Origin of the sequence: Mucilaginibacter flavidus (assembly GCF_024055575.1) — a bacterium.
Taxonomy (GTDB): Bacteria; Bacteroidota; Bacteroidia; order Sphingobacteriales; family Sphingobacteriaceae; genus Mucilaginibacter; species Mucilaginibacter flavidus.
In genome coordinates, this window is the sequence record NZ_JAMXOE010000020.1 from 70439 (window position 1) to 89672 (window position 19234).

Sequence of the window (19234 nt, forward strand, 5' to 3'; positions counted from 1 at the left end):
ATTTTTAATATCTGCGTAATTGTTCGCGTATCGCAAAAACTTCGAACACCGGCAATATTATTTGTAGCATTTTCCCGGCATCTCAGGTTATTCCCCTTCAAATAGACGTAAAAACCGCGGGCTTATAAATATTATCATTGTTGCTCACAGTAATATCCAGCCAACCCTCCGATGCCACCTGGGCCGTGCAGGGCCCATAAGTGATGATTTTAATTTTCCTTGTCAGCGATTCCTTTCTCAGCACCGCTAAAACATCCTGCAAAATTTCGCCATTAAAGGGGGTGTACATTAAAAACACGGTGCCGTCGCTGTAGTCTGCTTGCCGGGCGTCTGCATTTATGAAGGATACGTTTGGTAAGTTTAATTGCACCGCGCACCCGCCTGCATAACTGCAAAAAGCAGGCTCAAATTCCACACCTACCGCTTTTGCTCCCGCCAGCAGGTTAACCAATATGGATGCCTGGCCCAGGCCGGAACCCAAATCAAAAAAAACGTCATCCTTTGTTATAAAAGCCATTTCTACGAGTTCGAAAATTATCCTCGCCGGTGTTTTTTGGTAAAAAACCATTTCCGGTTCTAAGGCCGTGGTTTGCTCCGGGATAGTCAGGGGAGACAGCAATCCGTTTATAAAAATATCGAGGTTGTCATAACCAGCTTCTTCATGGTCACTTCCATGGGCGTTAAAATCAATGTATTTGCCCAGCAGCTTTTTGAACTGTTCCCCGGTACATCCGTTGGACCGGATATGTGCCCGGAGCTTTTTGAACATGTTATTGTCTATTGCTTCTAATGCTAACTTTATATTTTCGGCCCGTTGCATCAGTAATATCAATTGATCTGGCTGGGCTGCTTTTTTAATTAGGCTTTCAATATGGTCAATAATATGAAACTCCAGGAAATCGATGGCATCTAAACGATTATCGAAGTTCTGCTCTTCGTAAAGTGCGGCATCCTTCTCAAACGCTTCGATATCCGCCTGGATTTTAAAGAACGATTCCTCGTTATCGTTAATACCCGGTTCGTTTTTAGTCAATTTTCGCTTTTTGTTAGATAGGATTTTTGAACATGTACATTGATTCGGCAATAATGCTAAAAAAGAATTAGTGATAAACAAAAAAGGCAATCAATATTCAAATGAACTGCCTTTCGTATTATTTTGTGGAAGCACCTTTAAACCTCAATAAACCCACTCAGATAAGGCACGGCGAAACCCGTCATAAATACCCGCTCACCCTCCAGTCGGCAGGCAATCTCGCCCCCTCTCTTTGACAGCTGCAGAGCCCGCAGTTCCGTTTTACCCAAAACATCCGCCCAATAAGGCACCAGGGTAGCATGGGTAGAGCCGGTAACCGGGTCTTCGGGCATATCTGCTTCGGCGTCAAAAATGCGGGAAACAAAATCGGCTATAGTTCCTTTCGCCGTTATAGCCAGGCAAACATAGCCCAGGCCTTTCAGCAAATTTATATCGGGGTCTGCATTTAAAGCCTCTTCTTCTGATTCCATAACCACAATGAGGTCTCTTGCGGCAAACGCCGCCAGCGGTTTCGCCTTGAAGGCGTCAATAACCTGTTGGGGTATTGGCACCTGCTTTGGCGGCCACGATGGGAAATCTAACGTGATGGCGCCGCTATCTTCCTTTGTTGCCGAAAGGATACCGCTAAGCGACGAAAACGATACTTTCGTTAATTTTGTATCCAAATAATTAAAAATCACATAAGCAGCGGCCAGTGTTGCGTGCCCGCACAAGTCGATCTCGGCATGTGGCATAAACCACCTGATCTCGTACTTACCATCTTTTTCTACAAAAAAACCCGTTTCGGCCAGATTATTTTCAATGGCAATGTTCTGCAGGGTTTGGTCGCTCAACCAATAAGGTAAATGGCATATGGCTGCCGGGTTACCACCAAAAAGCGTCTTAGTAAACGAGTCGATTTGATAAATTGGGATTTTCATGTTAATAAATTTTTAATACGTGGCCTGTTCTTGAGCCCAATAATGCTTCTTTGTATACATCAATTACAGCTTCAATGGTTACCGGCGCATGCCCGGCGAAAAGTTCCTCGCCCTCAATGGAGCCTTTAATTGCCCCGGGAGCGACAACATTGAGCCTGATGTTATTTTTTAACTGAGGAGCGGCGGCCATAACAAAGCTATGCAAGGCCCCGTTTACCAATGCCAAACCCGCTGAACTGGGCTCTGGAAAATCAGCAAGGATACCTGTTGTAAGCGTTATCGAACCATTTGGGTTCAAAAATTCTTTAGCGGTATGGACAAGATTAACCTGCCCCATCAGTTTGTCTTTGATCCCCACGTAATAGTCGGCTTCTGTCAACAAATCAAACTCTTCCCAAACGGCCGAGCCCGCAGCATTAATTATGGCGTCCAGTTTGGGCAGTGTTTCCAGTAACAACCGCACCGACGCAGTATCCCTGGTATCTACCGGGTACTCCGTGCTGCTCCGGTATGCGCCAAATACCTCATGCTCCTTTTTTAACGATTCAAATAATGGCTTCCCTATAATTCCCGAGGCGCCGATAATCAGAATTTTCATATCTATATATTTAACTTTATCGATTTATACGTCTAAATTTTTTTATATCTCTTCCTGTAAGGCTTTAAAATATGCGGCCAGCGTTGCCTCGTTCCTTTTATAATAGGTCCATTTTCCTATACGGGTAGCGATAACCAACTGTGCATTTTCCATCATATTCAAATAATGCGAAATGGTGGACTGCGACAAACCCGATTTATCTTTTATGAACGAAACACATACCCCATCCCCAAAACCGCTGACTTCCTTATGTGGCGGGAAGTTGTTTTCAGGGTCTTTAAGCCATCTCAAAATATCATAACGGGCGGCGTTGGCAAGCGAGGCGTTTATTTTTATGATGTCCATGCCACAAAGATATAATTACATATCGATATTTATAGATTTGATAAAAATCTTTCATTGGGATGATAATTGGCGCCAGGCTTAATACATTCTATTAAAAGAATGTAAGGCTTTGTTTTTCAAATACATCTGCTAAAACATTATGAAAAAAAGCCCCCAAACGCTACAGGGGGCGCAAATCAAATTATCGCTCGTACATTTTGGCTAAAGCCGGCTAACGTGTTTTATTATATATTAAAGTTACAAAACCATAAAAGCCCAAACCAACCAGGGACACCTTTATTTTCGAATCGGCAACTAAAAGGGCACGGGCCGTCTTACCAATCAAAAATTAATTAAATCAAGTTTACTTAAGCCCTTCATCAAATTTCGCATTCAATCCATTTATATTTTGCTGTGCCGCAGCTATCCTGCTGTTTATTGCCCCGGTAACACCCTCCACATTAATATCGGTCATCTTTCCGATGGCATCGGTATACCATTTTGCCCATACGTCAATTTTATGTTTTTCGGCAGCGGCAGGTGAGCCTGCCTTTATGGCCTGCAAACCCAGCTCATATTCGGCTTGCAAGCGGTCGGTCGCATTTTTTTCCAGTTCGGCAATTAGCGCCAGGGTTGTGGCCTGGTTGGCGGCGGTTAAGGTATAGGCTGTGGCCAATGCACTTACACCCGAGTTCTTCATTTCCTGCGGCGAAACCATGTCCAGCCGGTCCGCATCCGTGTGGTAAAACACATCGGTGAAATGCCACATCAGCAGGCCAGGTATTTTGGCTTCCAAAAATGGGGTGTGGTCGCTGCCGCCTTCAAAGGGGTTGCTTTTTACTACCCATCCGTTGTCTTTTCCCTGTTGCTTGCAGCGGTTTAGCACCAGGTCGTTAAAATAATGGGGGAACATATCTTTTTCTGTTAATACGCTGCCGCCCCATTCGGTGTGTTTATCGGCACCGCGTGTCCATATGGCCGACGGGTCGGGCATTTTTTCTATCAGGAAAGTGCCGCCCGTTTTGGTTACATCCTCGCCCACCATATCAAGGCTCATGCCCCATTTTATGCCTTTGGCACGTTCCGCATTTTCTTTAATATACCTTGCGGTCGAACTGATCTCTACGCCCCATAAAAAAGTAATGGTGCGCGCCGGCTCAAATTTTTTCTGTTTGATAAGCTCCGCAGTAACCCGGGCCATTTCGCCCAAGGTGCCAACACCTGTAGCGTTATCATTAGCGCCGGGTTCCTGCACATGGGCGCTGAATACAAAGCGCTCATCGGGCTTTACACTACCGCGTGCATTGGCGACCAGCGTCAATTCTTTAGAGGTGTACATTTTCGATTCGGTTTCAACATGTACTTTAACCGGGCCTTTTTGCAGGGCAGCTTTCAAGCGTTCTTTTGCCTGGTATGAAAGCAATATCCCGAAGTTATGGCTCAAGGTATCCTGGTTTCCCACGCCAGTAAACTGGATGGAATTAACATTTTTTTCGGGCTGGGTATAGGCCGGCATGCTGTAGGCCATAGCACCTAATGCGCCATTTTTTACGGCAACCTGGTATGCCTGGCCTATCGATCCTTCAGTAAAAATGATCTTACCTTTTACCGTTTCCGGGTCGGCGGTTTTAAGGGAGGCCCTGTCTAAATAAATAATTTCGGCGGTAACACCACCCGCAGGCGTGCTGCCCGAGTACATGGCCAGCATATTGCGGTTGGTGGCGAACTTTAATAATGGCTGCTGCTCGCCCTCAATGGTCACTGTGGCATTTACCGGCTCCCAGGTGGGCTGGCGCAGCTCGCGGGTTTCCAGGCGATAGGTTAACGGACCATCCGCTTCGCCTTTAACTTCCTTTTTATACCCGGCAGCCTGCAGTATTTTCTCCACCTCGTAAATGCTCTCGTTAAAACCCGAATTGCCCGGCACCCGCCAGCGTTTTTCAACAAAGGCTACGGTTTTAAAGGCGTTGGCTTCTACAAAGGTTTTTCTTAGCAGCGGGTAATAGTTATCAATGGTATTTGCCTTTTGGGCATAGGCGAGGCTGGCGGAAAGGGCAAGCACAGCGCATAGTATGTTTTTTATCATGGAGGTGTTATGTTGAGACAAATTAAGGATTATTTGTTGGCAATTGGAAGAAAACAACTTTGGGCGATGCGCAACATTTGATTTCAGCCAGGCTCACAGTGTAAACGAGTGTCAGTATTTTAGTATAGTTTTGTGTTCCTGTGCACACTGAAACACAAGGAACAGGGTGGAACAGCAAAAAGCCCGGCCCAATGTGCAAAAAGCCTGTTTCTGTCTCAAAAATGCACTTTTTACCTCGTTTGCTACCCTAAAAAATGCGAAAAGTACTGACAAATTAGTGTCAGCACTTTTCATAAAAACCCGTGTTTGCCGGGCATTACAGGCTTTTAATTTTCCTCTATGATTTTTACGCCCCATGCAGGCAATTCAATGCTACGCTGCGAAAGTACAGGTACGTTTTTCAACAACTCGGTGCCATTTTTATGCGGATAAATAAAAGTTGCAGGGGTTGGCGCGTAGTTAAAATAATAGTGGATTACTTTTCCCTGCTGATTGATACCGGATTTAACCACCAGCGGAAATTTCAATTCCTGGTCGGCGCCCCACAACCCGGCCGACCTGGTGACATTTTCCATTATTTTTTCATTTACAGCGTCCGAAGTCATGCAGCCTATGTACGTTGCCTGCCCTTTGCCATAGCTGTTTTGTGTTATAGCCGCATATTTTCCCCATACCGGGTGGTCGTAGTAGGCCAGTACTTTTGCTGTTGTAGGTGTTATTAACTCCATCCACCTGCTTACGGTATTTTTATCCTTGCCAACATGAAAAGGATCGTCTTTTAACGACACATTTTCAGGCGCCGTAAACTGGCTGTATTCAATGCCGCATGCTTCATTGATTATTCCCGGTTGTATTGTGCTCCTCACTTTTACATTTTGGTCGGAGAAGCCGCTTTTGAACGTGTAAACTATATGGCCGCCGTTTTTTACAAACAGGTTTAGCCGTTTTAACAGGCTGTCGGGCGCGGCATACAGCACCGGCACAATAATCAATTTATATTTTTCGAGGTTTACACTCGTTGGGTCGATAAAATCTACCCCCACATTAATATGGTACAAGGCATCATAAAGGGGCCTTAAAATATCGTTATAGCCTTCGCGGGGCCCCGGTCCGAATGAAAATGCATTAAAAGCGGTGAGCGCCTCGTTGCTGAACAACACGGCCACCTGGTTTTTTTTCTGAAGATTGATCAAATGCGAACTTAACCTGTCGAAATCAGCACCGATGGTTTTGGCTTCCTCATAGGTAGGATTTGGCTGAAAATCGTGACTGAGCAGGCCTTTCCAGTAGGTTTCGGCAGAGTTATGGATGGAATGCCAATGCCAGTAAGAAACCATGTTTGCGCCCGACGCCAGGTGGCTGAACGCTTGCAGCCGCAACTGCCCCAGGTACGGCAGCCACTGCGGAAAACCCTGTGCCTCCGTTTCCATCACCAGGTAATTCTGCCCGTTTTTCATCGACCGGCCAACATCGCCCCCAAAGGAAATTTCAAGGCCTGTCAAATGGTCCTGGCTTGGGTGATAGATGTCGACACCCGCAACGTCCAGGGCCTTAGCAGCCGCAAAATGGTCCACTTCCGTTTGTATGCCGTAGGAATAGCCGTGCCAGTCGAAATCAAAATTATGGGTAATAAATTGGTTGGGATGTTTATACTCCCTCACAATGCTTGCCTGCCATGCCAGGTAATCTGTAACCAGCTTGCGTTGAAATTTTGCAAACTCGGACGATAAACTCGCGTTGATACTGCCATTCACCGAAGGGAAATCGTCCCAGTTGTTGATGCGATTGCTCCAGTAGTCGAGGCCAAATGCTTTATTGATGGTATCCAGCGACTTGAATTTATCCTTCATGTATTGCTGGAAAAGCAACTGAACATTCGGGCCGCTGGTGCCATATGGCTTTGTTTCATTGTCAACCTGGTAGCCTATTATTGCCGGGCTGTCCTTTACGTGTTCCATTATTTTCCGGATGATATTTTCGGCATAGGCCCTGAAATGCACATTGGTGATGTCCATATTCTGCCGCGCGCCGTACTGATTTTGCCCCCTTGAGGTAGTCGCTAAAATATCAGGGTATTTTTTTACCAGCCACGTTGGCACTGCATAGGTTGGCGTGCCCAGGATCACATGGATACCGGCTTTACCCATTGCATTTAAAACACTATCAATATGGCTGAAATCATAAACGCCTTCCTGCGGTTCCTCTGTACTCCAGGTCGATTCGGCTATACGCACCACATTTATTCCCGCGGCTTTCATCATTTTAACATCCGTCTCCAGGCGGTGATACGGCATGTATTCATCATAATAGGCCACGCCGTACAATAGTTTGTTACCGCTGATTTGAGCCATTAGCTGTGAACACGAAAAGAGCAAAATAATAAAGGAACTCAAAAGTTTTGCCTTAAGCTTTATGCTTCTCATTTTATTAAGTTTTATTAGAATTGGTAAGTGGAATTATGAACAGGTTAAGGTAAGTTTTTTAAGTGTGAAAAATACAATAAAAAATTTAATTGGAGGGGAGGGGGATGATGCGGCTACTGCTCTTAACCGGGAATACTAGCGGTTAACTTTAAGCGGGGCGCAAGGCGTGAGTCTTGCAGCGGATGGCTTATCGGAAAGCTTTAGGCACCTAACCTTTAAAAAAACATTGTTGCTTTTGCTGGATTTTTATTGATATTATTAAAGTAATTACTAATTTACCGCATCATCTTAAAAAAACAGACCAGTAGATAATAAAGAATCTACGCAAACCTTAACCAAAAACTTCATGAAACCTACCATTGCAGCATTATTTATTGAAAAACATGCCTACCTGCAATATGATTTCAATATGGTTAATCTCGGCGGAAAGTATTTATATGAAATTGAAAAAAACGACAATCATTTCATTGTTACTAGGAAAATCAATCCTCAGTATTGTAAAGGCTTTTTCAATATAACTAATTCAAATAATACGATAGAAAATGTTAGTGCTATTGTTGGTCAAAATGGAGTTGGAAAGTCAACCCTGCTGGACATCATCCGCCGCTGTTTTATCGATAATACAAATGCTCTCCCTCATGTTAAATCTATATTACTAGTTGAAAACGAAGACCAATTGCTATTTTATTCGCATGACATCGAAACATTATACATGGCAGGAAAAAAGATCAAGGGAATAAGTAAAAACAGCCTTCAAACCATTTATTATTCACCACACCTTGATTATCGTTTCAATCCAAACTTTGATGAAATTGATTATTTTGATATTTCGCTTGACAAATTTATAGATCTCGACCTGATAGATATGGAGGCGATGGATACCAATGAATATGGCGTAAATTTTCCAGTCAAGCAGGAATTACTCTTTAAAAACTCACTGCGGCAGATTCTATTTATGACCAGTTCATTGGTAGTAGAGGAACATCGTTTTGAAAATATTTTTGATTTTCCTTTGCATGGAAATGCATCACTTTATTTCCGGGGCTTAATTACCGATAAAGAACCGAGAAACGTGCCCTATGTATTAAGAGAGCCATTAAAAGAATTAGAGGAAAGAATTGAATCAGAACTCAATGATCATGTCAAAATTCGTAAAATCGAAAAAAACAATAGAACGATAAACGAAGCTGAAGTAAAAGGGTACTTACTCAAAAGAAACCTGATCAGGCATCTGGTTTCTCTGCTTTTTAAACATATGGACCGAAGCAATGACTATCTAACTTCAGTTCAATTTGATGAGAGAGAATTTCAGGCAAAACACGCAAAAAGCGCCTATGAATTATTTTTGGCCTTTCTTTCGGCAACTAGAATACCGACACCCGCGGGCAACAAACAGGCATTTGATGTTAAGGGAATAAAATCGCTTTTCGACAAAATATATAAAGTAGCTGACTCCATTCGTGATGGAGAACAAATAAACCAAAATGAGATGATTTGTTCAGCCAAAGATGCTATAGAGATTTTAAAACTACACAGAACAGTCATTTATGACATCTCCAGCTATTATAACAAGCAGTTGAAAAAAGGTTCCAAAATCCTTCGTGATCTTAATTTTCTAGTGCCCGATTTTATTTATTATTCACCAGCCGAAAAAAGGTTAAGTTCAGGCGAAAATGCGTTACTGAACTTGTTTTCCAAATTGTACAGTTTCCTCGATGTCAAATTAAATCCTAGGGTCAATCCCAAAAAAAGAATAAAGACCTTTATATTGCTTTTAGACGAAGCTGACCTTGGATTTCATCCTGTATGGAAGAAAAAGTTTGTAAAAGCAATTATTAGCACTCTACCTTACTTTTTTGAAAAGTACACGCAAACGCCTTGTATCCAGATTATTTTTACCACACATGATCCTTTAACCTTGTCAGACTTACCCAGTTCTAACGTTGTTTGCTTAGAAAACAGGGATAACAAAGTCCAGATACTTAATTCGTTAAAGATGTTAAAAACGTTTGGAGCGAACATAACAGACTTATTGGCAAATTCTTTTTTTGTGGATGACGGACTCATTGGAGATTTTGCTAAATATAAGATACAGAATATAATTACTTGGCTCAAAGATGAAAAATCAGACGAATCAGAATTGTACCGCAAACTTATTGATATAATCGACGAACCGATCGTTAGGAAAAAATTGGCTGAAATGTACGATCACAAGATGAATAGTGATCTAGAACTTTCTTTAATTGACCGGCAGATTGTCGAATTGCAAAAACAGAAAGAGCAAAAGCTTAGACATGATAAAAATACCAACAAGTGATCGCAGAGTGCTCAAAGCCAAAAATGAATTTTATCACAATATGGCTTTGCCGGTACTTGATCGTCTGGACGACGCTGCGAATGCCGGGACATCACGCATTTTTTTAGATTCAATAGAAGACCAGCTACTGAAAATTCTGATAGGAAGACCTGCAGAAATATTTGCTATGAGCGCTGCCATTAACCAGACGCTTACCCCGGCAAACAAAGAAGCGCTTAAGACAATTTTGACTACGATTGGTTTATTACAAAAAAAAAGACAATATATGACGCTTATGATCTTGCCGCTGCACTTGAAGTTAACGTATGTGTTTATTGCAACCGCAATTACACCCATACCGTAATCGCTCATGACCGCAGAAAAATAACTAGGCCGACTTTTGACCATTATTTTAGTAAAGGATTGCATCCCTTGTTAGCCTTGTCATTTTATAATCTAATACCAAGTTGCGGCGTCTGCAATTCCGGTGTGAAACATACAGCCGATTTCCAATTGGGGACACATTATCATCCTTATTTCGATGATTATTTAAATGAATATACTTTTTCATATGAGTATACCAATAAAACACCCTCTGGTCTTGGGATACTTTTAAATACCCGTACTGTCAAATCCTCAAATACTCTAAGCGAACTTGAAACGAAAGTAATTTATAATAGTCACGATTATGAACTAAAGATTTTACTTGATATGAGGTACAAATTTTCAGATAATTATTTGAGTATTCTTCAGGAGAAAGTTCTATGTGGTATAAGCATATCCGCAGAGGAACTTTACAGTATAGCATTCGGCAGTGAGATGCAAGAGGGGAAATTTGGTCACCGACCATTTAGTAAATTTAAAAATGACATTCTTAGGGAATTAGGAATAATTACATAAGAACTCCGCCAGCAAAGTACGCGTGGTCAGCGTTTATTTAGAATCGCTTTGCTAACAAAGCGGCTACCCTTATCATAAAATATTTGTATTTTAAAGTATTGCGATCAAAATGTGGTTATTTGACGCTTGTTACGCGTTAACGGGAACTGCGGTAGCGCATAGGGAGTACAACCATATGGGCCCTGCATTAAAACGTTTGCACTAGCAGAAGAGGATAATGTCAATATCCAACGACGGTGCTCAAAGGGAATCTTTTCAATTATTAATTATTAAATTTACAAGTATTCATCTTATTAATTGGCATTGAATTCATTAGAAAAAATTCAGAAAGTCGGTAAAACACTTTTGGAAACATATAGGGCATATAAGGAGATTTTTTTCATTATAATTTCATGTGTTATTCCCTTTATTTTCAAGATTTACGAGGATAATTATAAATTTTACATATCAGTAATGGTTTGTATATTAATTGTTGGCATTCTGACATACATAATCCTAAGCCAAAAAAAAACTTCATTGATTCGATCGTCGGCAGACTCAATACTTTCCCTTCCTAAATATCAATACCGAAACCGCTATCTACTTATTGCAGCGCTGATATTACTGCCTGCATTAATTTTTTCTATTTATAAATTGAGAAACGAATTTAAAATTAACAAAAATAAAATCCTTGTTCTAATCATACCATTTAAAAATGAGACAGATTCATCAAGGGACATTTTTGCGGCCAAATTATATGGTGAGTTAAATGAACAATTAGACACCGATAAAAGTATAAAGATTGAACTATTAGAAACGCCCATTTCCGAAAGCGCGGGTGGGATCACTAAAGCCAAAGCCATTGCAAGAGAAAAAAAGGCGGCAATTGTGATATGGGGCTGGTATTCGAAGTCTCCGACAGATATTTATTTAAAAACAAAATTTGAGATATTAGATTCGACAATACAAAATGTCAAACATGATTTATCTATCCAAAATGAGCAAAGTACGTTCAAAATTTCGCAATTAAACAGTTTTGAACTTCAATCTCAGGTTACCAATAACAATTCTTTTCTTGTTTTTTCCTGTATAGGTTATTTGGAATATGTACAATATAAATGGTATTCGGCTATATCTTATTTTAACAAAGCATTAAACTTTAAATCAAGCGATATTAATAAGTCGACTATCAATTTGTTTAAAGGAAATTCGTTTTATGAGCTTAATACAAATGATAGTGCTGCTTTTTATTACAGGCAAGCTATTAAGTACAATAAAAAATATGTCCCATCTTACATTGGATTAGGAAATGTTTACGGCAAAAGCAATGAATTCGCTCTTGCGCTGAAATGTTACGATGAAGCCTTATATTATGATTCAGATGATTTAATGGCTTATAATAATAAAGGAATAGTTTATATCAAAACCCATAAGTATGATTTGGCTGAAGATTGTTTCAATCATGCTTTTATGATTTATCCCGGGGATTCAACTACTTTGACAAACATGGCAATGTTCATAGAAATGAAAAATAAGTATGAACATGATGTTGAAATAAATGAAAAAGGAAAAAACCCCAAGCTGTTATATCAAGCATTAATTAGGCGGTGCGCGTATTACTATTGGTCTAAACTGTATAAAAAAGCGCTTTCGGATATTAATTTGTGTATCAACCTAGCTCCTGATTCGGCTAATTTGTATATTTTAAGGGGAGACATTGAAGATGACGGTGAAAACAAAACAGAAGCATCTTTACATGATTACTCTTACGCAGTAAAACTAAATCCTCAAAACAGCCATGCTTATTACGAAAGAGCGGTGATATACAAACGCTCCGGACAACTAAAACGAGCTATTGCCGACTATAATAAATCTATTTTAATTAAACCAAGCGCAGAAGCATATAATAATATTGGTGGCATTTATATGAATTTGAAGATGTATAAACAAGCTTATGATGAATTTAAGTCAGCGCATGAAATAGCTCTTCCAATAGATTCATCATCATATGGCGATCACATGAGAATGGCGCAATATTATATTCAAAAAGGTGCAAAAAAGCATTATTAGGATTTTAGACATTAGTTTTAGGGTTTCCCGCCTGTCCAAGCATGCTTCCTGGACACAAAAAAGTTTAAGCGTTCCGCTTAAACACAAGATTTTGCCAGTCCGTATTATAATAGTTCGCGAATTTAAGCCCGCTTAAATTCTCATCGTTCATTGGGAAAAATGGCAGACTTTTTCACGGCAACCGGTGACAGCAAGGTTAATCTTAACCCTATACTATTTGACGATCACGATATTCATATTGTCGGTTAAATTCATTTTCTTACTTCAATCAATCTTTTTATTCGGTCTCAAATTATCATTTGCGGCGACTGATCCTTAGTATACTCCAATCTTTGTCAAACGGTAGCCCGATAGCCGGGAAATAAAATCAGTAAAAACAAGAATTAACTATAAATATCAAAGAACCTTAAAAACCAATACTTTTCATATGCTATTAAAAACAAAATTATTGAAATTGCTGCAACGCTTAACTTCCCCTATTTTATTGCCATACTGGTGGCAGGATGTCATGTTGATGATACCAAGATTGGTTTGCGGCTTCCTTTTGACGTCGAATTTTGGGGCTGCAAAATTTGGATTACCGTGGAGCCCCGCCGATAACAATCTCGGCTTTTTTGAAGTGGCATTCTGGTTTCCGCACGATGTTGCCGAATATGGTGGCATTTTTAAGCTGTTTCCAATATTTTTTGCATGGATGGGTGCCTTTAGCGAAGCTGTAGGTGGGATTTTTTTACTACTGGGTTTGCAAACAAGAATTTTTTCCTTCCTGATTTTTTGCACCATGATGGTAGCAATCTTTCTGCAGCAGTGGAGTAATGGGGCATGGAATACGCTGCCCGCACTCGGCTTTGGTTGGGTAAGTTTGTTCACGATGGTACTGGGCAGCGGGCGTTTTGGATTGGATCATCTCATCTCTAAAAAATTATAAAAATGAAAAAACATCACCTCATCTTAATAACCTTATTGGTATGGCTAGCAAGCAGCTGCGTGCAGAAATCTTATAAAAAAACCATTATAATTAAACTAACAGTAAACCATATTAAAGACATTAAAACAGTCGGCATACGAGGGAATGGCACCCCCTTAAGTTGGGATAAAGATTTCCCGTTGACACCACTGGTTAAGGATTCATTATATACTTTAACGGCTACCGTAAACACCGGTTATAAATTCGCTGAAATAAAATTTACCGTAAATGGCGAATTTGAGTTAAAGGAACGGCCAAACCGCAGATTAGTTTTTAGTGACAAGGACACTACTTATTACAATGCGGTTTTTGACTTAGAAAAATAAGCAGGGGCTTTCGTTAAGGGACATTTTTACTATTGATCCTAAAAGCGGTAAAATATAAATTGCCGCAATGAGCGGGTATTGGATGCGCCGGGTTGTAAAAGCCGGAATCCGTATATTTTATACCTGGTGATTGGATATTTCCTTTGTTATCCAATCTTTCGGGCTTAAACCGGTTGCCTTTTTAAAGGCCCTGTTAAAAGTTGCTTTTGAATTAAACCCGCAATCGTATGCGATACCTAACAGTGTTTTAGTTTTTTGTTCACCGGCATATAACATTTGTTTCACTTTTTCAATGCGGTATTGATTAATAAAATCATTAAAATTTAAGCCGAAACCCTGGTTTATAGCTTTGGAGAGTATGCTGACATTGGTCTGCAATTGCTTCGCCATTTGGGTTAGCGATAATTCAGGGTCTTCATAATTTCTTTCACTTTCTACAAATTGAATAATTCTTAGCCGCCATTCGTTTAGAAATATACTTGCGTCATCGTGTTTTTGGCTTTCTGCGTCCTCTAAATTAATTTCAACCATCTGCGCATCTTCAACGATATGATTATTATGCAGCGATGAAAACGGAGCCAGCAATAAAGTTGCTTTTTTATATTCCAGTAAGTTAATTTTAAAAGAAACTTTTGCCTCAATTGAATTTGAATAGCCCGTTATAGCTATATAATAAAACACAATGGCAAAAGAAAAATATTCCAACCACGGTCCGGTATAAGAAAGCTTTCTGAATGCAGGAATTTGAGTACCGGCAAAATATAAGAGCTTTAGCAGAAGCATTAATAAAAAAGCAATTAAAAACTTTTGCACCCAACGAAATAAGACCACATCAGCATAACTTATTACCTGCACGATTATTTTCTTATAGATCATATAGTAACGGAGGCTAAGTAGAAAATAAACCGACATAGATATAAAACCGGCGTATTGATACCAACTGTCAAAATCAGGGTCAGTTCCACCGGCGAGAAAAAAATATTTCTTCAGTATGACCTTGTCTGTAATATACATGATGAGGGTGAACAATAGATATAAGATCCCCGGCACTAATTGGAGCCATTCTTTCCTGCCAAATTGGAAAGCGGGGTTAAGAAGGCTTTGTACATAAAAAAATATAACCGGGCCAATGAAAAACAAATGCTGAAAGGGGAAATAAAACAGAAAATCCCTGTAAGGCTGGTTATCGTACCAGCCGGCAAAGCCTACCATCCAGGGGGTGATGTGCAAAATGCAAAGCAGCAAAAATATTGCTAACCATTTGTCCGCCGTGCTTTCGTTGTTGAAGCCTTTTCGGAATAGTAGCATGGCATAGACCAACCCATGTACAAAAAAAATCAGCAGCAGTGAACTGTAAAAGCCAAATTCGAAATGAATCATGAGCTAAAATATACAAAAAACTATATTCCTGAAGTCATTCGAATAGTTTTCGTCCCCGCAGGGTCTCCTGAAAGGGACCCTGCGCCACGTGCCAGGTATGCGCGGGATCGTGCTCCATTTATGTATGGCTGCAAACCATCGCAGGGTCCTCTGCGAGAGACCCTGCGGCGACAGAAAGGGCCATCGGCCCGGAACATATTGTAGCCGCGGGTTTCAACCCGTGGTAGATTGAAAAAAAAATAACGAGTGCCGTCGGCACGAGCCATATTTAGGTGTAAATATTCAACAATATTGGTCGAACCTACGGTTCTGAACCCATTTCGTCTTTATTCCACGGGTTAAAACCCGTGACTACAATATCTGGCCGAGGCTATGCCTCTTTAATTCATCTAACCATCTGCTGCAAAATTCGCATATGTTTATGGGTTAACTTAAATCTGCGAGAGACCCTGCGGGGACAGAAGATGTAAAAACCTGCAAGCGCTTATTATCTGCATATTACGATTGGCAAAAATCAAAACAATTGATAATCAGCATGTTTCGCAGCGTTCCGGGTGTTCCGCGTGAGAAAATGGAATGCCTTACCGGTATAGGGATGCCTGGCTAACGTTAAGTTATAAGCTTTCGTAAAGCTACAGGCACTTTCACACCTCACCGTGGGCAGTAATCCGTTTTAAAATGCGCGACAATATCAACGCAAAAATCACATAGCCTGCAAATATGATATATCCCGGCTGAAGTGATGTATTGTTTTCCGTTATGGCATTCAACGAGCCGCTATGAATATTCAGGTTGGAAAGCTGGCTTTTGATGATGCCGTTCAGGCCAATATAGGTCATGAGGATACCCACCACCATCACATCGGCCATATCCCACTTGCCCGACTCAAACGCTAAATATCTCACCACCCGGTTTTCAGCAATTTTCTTCGGGCTTACGATATGAATCCCTTTCGCTATCATCCTTAACATCGGCAGCACAATAATAAATAACAGGATAAGTATACCCACTAATACAGCGTCGGGCTTGGTTTGGCTTATCAATGCTTTAACTATGCCGAATATGCTTTTGCTTTGGAAAAACAATACCTGGTTGTCAAATGCCACCTTTTCGCCCATCAGCGTAAAATTGAAGGTCTGTATCCGTGCATCTACCTGTATAATAGTTGCAGTTATACCCACCACCAATAAAATCAAAGCAAACAATAGCGACATCACAAAAAGCGGGGTATGCAGGTGCACCTGGTTTCGCATTAACAGCCATAGGGCAAGTGCAAATACCACACAGCCCAGCATAGCGTATGCGTAGTTGTAAGTAACTGTACGGATGGCGGCTAACCGGGTATCTAAATTTTTGTTAAACTCGTCGGCACCGGCAACGTGGTATTTGCTGAATAAGCTTTTGGTAACTGCGGAGTCGGCCTCGTAAGTGCTGTCATAGGTTTGGTTTTCAAGCTGGGTTAGCTTACTTGTTGCAATATTTTTCAGTCGTTTGGTGCTTGCCGGGCTGCTTACCTTGTCTATTATCGTTTTCGAAAACGCCGGTACCTGTGCCTGTATATCATCCGCATTCACCATGGCATTAAATGCCAGTTTCTTCAGCTTGCCTCCCAATGATTTTTGGGGCTTATTGATCTCTGCCACCGTCTTATTCACCAAACTGTGCAGCTCATGTTCTACCTGTGCCTGCAAAGCTTTCTTTTGCGCACGGGTCATATGAAAATCACTTACCTGCCGATTAATAACTTCCGCTATTCTTTCGCGCCACTTGTCGACAGAAAATATACCAAACGTGATATTGTTCACTGTGCTGTAATCCTCTTTGATCTGCTCCTGTTCGCTGGAAAGTGCCTGCAGGCGGTAGCCAAAATAAGCCTCACCGCAAAGCAGGATACCTAACCCGAGAATGAGTATGATATGGGGCAATCCGAATTTCCTTGCCGCGGTATTTTGCTGGTTACTTGTCAATGCTGTAACTGATTATTTAATATTAATGCGAATCGTAGGGTGTAATAGCCTTCAGAATGGTAGAAAGCACCAATCCGAATAAAACAAAACTGATAAAAATGATATAGCCGGGCTGCAACGCCGTATTATTTGTGGTGATGATGGTTAACGCATCACTCTTAATATTCAGGCTGGCCAGCTGCCGCTCCAATAAGCCATTCAAGCCGATATAAGTCATTAATATGGCGATAACAATAACATCGGCCATACTCCATTTGCCCGATTGAAATGCGAAATATTTGATCACTTTATTTTCGGCCAGTTTCCTTTTGCTTAGCAGGTGAATGCCTGTAGAGCTTAATTTCATGATCGGGAACAGGATACTAAAGGCGAGTATCAAAATACCAACCCCTATAGAATCAACAGCCGGCTGTTTTATCAGCACTTCCACCACGTCCAAAATACTTTTACTTTGAAAGAACAATACCTGGTTTTTAAAAACTACGTGCTCCCCTAAAAGCACAAAGTCGAGCGAGCTAACGCGCGCATCTACCTCTACCATTGATGCGGTTAAGCCTACCGCCAGCAGGATAAATGCGAATAACAGCGACATTATAAAAAGTGCCGCGTGCAATTCAACCCTTTTCCTGAATATCCACCAGAGCATCAACACCACCACAATGCAGCCCAGCATACCAAACGAATAATTATACGTTTGCGCCCGGATACTGCTCAACGATGCAGTAAGCTTTTTATCAAGTTCTTCGGACGAGGAGACATGATATTTCTTAAACATGATATTCCTCACCGAGTCATTTGCAGTAATCGTGCTATCTAAATAGCCGCTTTGCTTTGCCTCGTCAAACTTGCTCATCGCCAGGTTGCTCAACTTGCTTTTGTTTTTCGGATTATCAATTTTGGCGATGATCTTTTTTGCGAAAGCGGGTACCTGGGCTTTTATGGTGTCGGTATTAACAAAGGTTTTAACCGCCAGTTTTTTAATCTTTCCGCCCAGCGAGGTTGGCTTTTTGTTGAGCAGGCCTTCGGCTTTGTTGATGAGTGCAAGTAGTATTTGCTGCACCTCTACCTGCAGATCCTTTTTCTGTTTCGGCGTAAGCGTAAAATGCTTAACCTGGTGATTTATAATACCGGTTATTTTACCCTGCCACTGCGTAACCGAAAACAGCCCGAGCGTGATGTTATTTATATCGGAATAGTCTGACTTGATTTGTTCCTGTTGCTTTGAAAGGGTATGCAGCTGGTAGCCGAAGTAGCCTTCGCCGCATAAAAGCACAGCAAGGCCAAGTATCAGCAATAGCCGGGTGACGTTAAATCCCTTAACGGTATTACTTTGTAGTTTTGCGGTCAAATCAATTATAATTAGAAAGTTAAACCGCTATATAACTAATACTTGCCGTAATTGTTTGAAGGGGGAATACCCTTATATGCACAAAAAACCCGCAAAAATTTAAATTGCAGGTTTTTAATGATCCGAAAGACAGCAAATCCGTCGGCCTGTAATATATCGTTATTGCGAGTTACGAAAATAAATAATCTCCGCTGTATTCGTATCCGTTGTATTATTCGTCCTTCGGTTCCCAAAGCTCAATGATATTGCCTTCCGGGTCAAGCACATGGATAAACTTGCCGTAGTCATATTCGGCAATTTCATCAACAATGGTCACGTTTTCGCTTTTAAGTTCTTCAAGCAGCGCAACCAGGTTTTCTACCCGGTAATTTATCATAAAAGGCTTTTCGGATGGATTGAAATATTTGGTATCCTGCGGAAATGTACACCAGGATGTCGATCCTTTTTTTGACGGTTCATCGGCATCTACCCACTCAAACGTAGTTCCGTATGTGCTTGTCGGCAATCCAAGGTTTTTGACATACCAGTCGTTCATAGCCTTCGGGTCGTTGCATTTAAAGAATACGCCGCCCAGGCCCGTTACTTTTTTCATATTTATCCAGTTTTATTTTAATCTA

The 19234-nt window shown here is 41.1% G+C and carries 16 protein-coding genes; 6 read left to right on the forward strand and 10 right to left on the reverse strand.

Features of this window, described 5'->3' with window-relative positions; translation table 11 throughout:
• Positions 1–97 precede the first annotated feature (97 nt).
• The 6 genes from NAF19_RS23205 to NAF19_RS23230 all read right to left on the reverse strand — a co-directional run bounded on the left by NAF19_RS23205 (position 98) and on the right by NAF19_RS23230 (position 7384).
• Entirely contained in the window at positions 98–1033 is a 936-nt protein-coding gene (locus NAF19_RS23205; protein ID WP_252792737.1) for a class I SAM-dependent methyltransferase, read from the reverse strand.
• A 137-nt stretch (positions 1034–1170) separates the two neighbouring features.
• Positions 1171–1953, reverse strand: coding sequence for a PhzF family phenazine biosynthesis protein (locus NAF19_RS23210; RefSeq protein ID WP_252792738.1), 783 nt, complete (start codon positions 1951–1953; stop codon positions 1171–1173).
• 1 nt (position 1954) lies between these two features.
• On the reverse strand, positions 1955–2551 hold the full coding sequence (locus NAF19_RS23215) for a short chain dehydrogenase (protein WP_252792739.1): 597 nt from the start codon (positions 2549–2551) through the stop codon (positions 1955–1957).
• 42 nt (positions 2552–2593) lie between these two features.
• Positions 2594–2896: an ArsR/SmtB family transcription factor gene (locus NAF19_RS23220; protein WP_252792740.1), complete on the reverse strand. Its 303-nt coding sequence runs from the start codon at positions 2894–2896 to the stop codon at positions 2594–2596.
• A 343-nt stretch (positions 2897–3239) separates the two neighbouring features.
• Positions 3240–4961 (reverse strand): M28 family peptidase, encoded by a 1722-nt coding sequence (locus tag NAF19_RS23225; RefSeq protein ID WP_252792741.1) that lies wholly within the window; start codon positions 4959–4961, stop codon positions 3240–3242.
• A gap of 326 nt (positions 4962–5287) precedes the next feature.
• On the reverse strand, positions 5288–7384 hold the full coding sequence (locus NAF19_RS23230) for a beta-galactosidase (RefSeq protein ID WP_252792742.1): 2097 nt from the start codon (positions 7382–7384) through the stop codon (positions 5288–5290).
• Between the two features lie 346 nt (positions 7385–7730).
• On the opposite strand from NAF19_RS23230, the gene NAF19_RS23235 reads away from it, so the two are divergent.
• The 6 genes from NAF19_RS23235 to NAF19_RS23260 all read left to right on the forward strand — a co-directional run bounded on the left by NAF19_RS23235 (position 7731) and on the right by NAF19_RS23260 (position 13922).
• Positions 7731–9701 carry an AAA family ATPase gene (locus NAF19_RS23235; RefSeq protein ID WP_252792743.1) on the forward strand — a complete coding sequence of 657 codons (1971 nt, stop codon included), beginning with the start codon at positions 7731–7733 and terminating at the stop codon, positions 9699–9701.
• Positions 9679–10044, forward strand: coding sequence for a hypothetical protein (locus tag NAF19_RS23240; RefSeq protein ID WP_252792744.1), 366 nt, complete (start codon positions 9679–9681; stop codon positions 10042–10044). Before NAF19_RS23235 ends, NAF19_RS23240 begins: the two co-directional genes overlap by 23 nt.
• 125 nt (positions 10045–10169) lie before the next feature.
• The gene (locus NAF19_RS23245) at positions 10170–10580 is read left to right on the forward strand and encodes a hypothetical protein (RefSeq protein WP_252792745.1); all 411 of its coding nucleotides are present in this window, start codon (positions 10170–10172) and stop codon (positions 10578–10580) included.
• A 303-nt stretch (positions 10581–10883) separates the two neighbouring features.
• Positions 10884–12629: a tetratricopeptide repeat protein gene (locus NAF19_RS23250; protein ID WP_252792746.1), complete on the forward strand. Its 1746-nt coding sequence runs from the start codon at positions 10884–10886 to the stop codon at positions 12627–12629.
• Between the two features lie 448 nt (positions 12630–13077).
• Positions 13078–13557: a DoxX family protein gene (locus tag NAF19_RS23255; RefSeq protein WP_252792747.1), complete on the forward strand. Its 480-nt coding sequence runs from the start codon at positions 13078–13080 to the stop codon at positions 13555–13557.
• A gap of 2 nt (positions 13558–13559) precedes the next feature.
• On the forward strand, positions 13560–13922 hold the full coding sequence (locus NAF19_RS23260; RefSeq protein ID WP_252792748.1) for a hypothetical protein: 363 nt from the start codon (positions 13560–13562) through the stop codon (positions 13920–13922).
• A gap of 117 nt (positions 13923–14039) precedes the next feature.
• On the opposite strand, the gene NAF19_RS23265 is transcribed toward NAF19_RS23260, so the two are convergent.
• From NAF19_RS23265 to NAF19_RS23280, 4 genes are all read right to left on the reverse strand, one after another.
• Entirely contained in the window at positions 14040–15302 is a 1263-nt protein-coding gene (locus tag NAF19_RS23265; protein ID WP_252792749.1) for a helix-turn-helix domain-containing protein, read from the reverse strand.
• A gap of 644 nt (positions 15303–15946) precedes the next feature.
• A complete protein-coding gene (locus tag NAF19_RS23270; protein WP_252792750.1) occupies positions 15947–17269 on the reverse strand; it encodes a paraquat-inducible protein A in 1323 nt (440 codons plus the stop codon).
• Positions 17270–17291: 22 nt separating this feature from the next.
• Positions 17292–18617, reverse strand: a complete 1326-nt coding sequence (locus tag NAF19_RS23275) for a paraquat-inducible protein A (protein ID WP_252792751.1) — start codon at positions 18615–18617, stop codon at positions 17292–17294.
• Positions 18618–18828: 211 nt separating this feature from the next.
• On the reverse strand, positions 18829–19209 hold the full coding sequence (locus NAF19_RS23280; protein WP_252792752.1) for a VOC family protein: 381 nt from the start codon (positions 19207–19209) through the stop codon (positions 18829–18831).
• Positions 19210–19234: the final 25 nt, after the last annotated feature.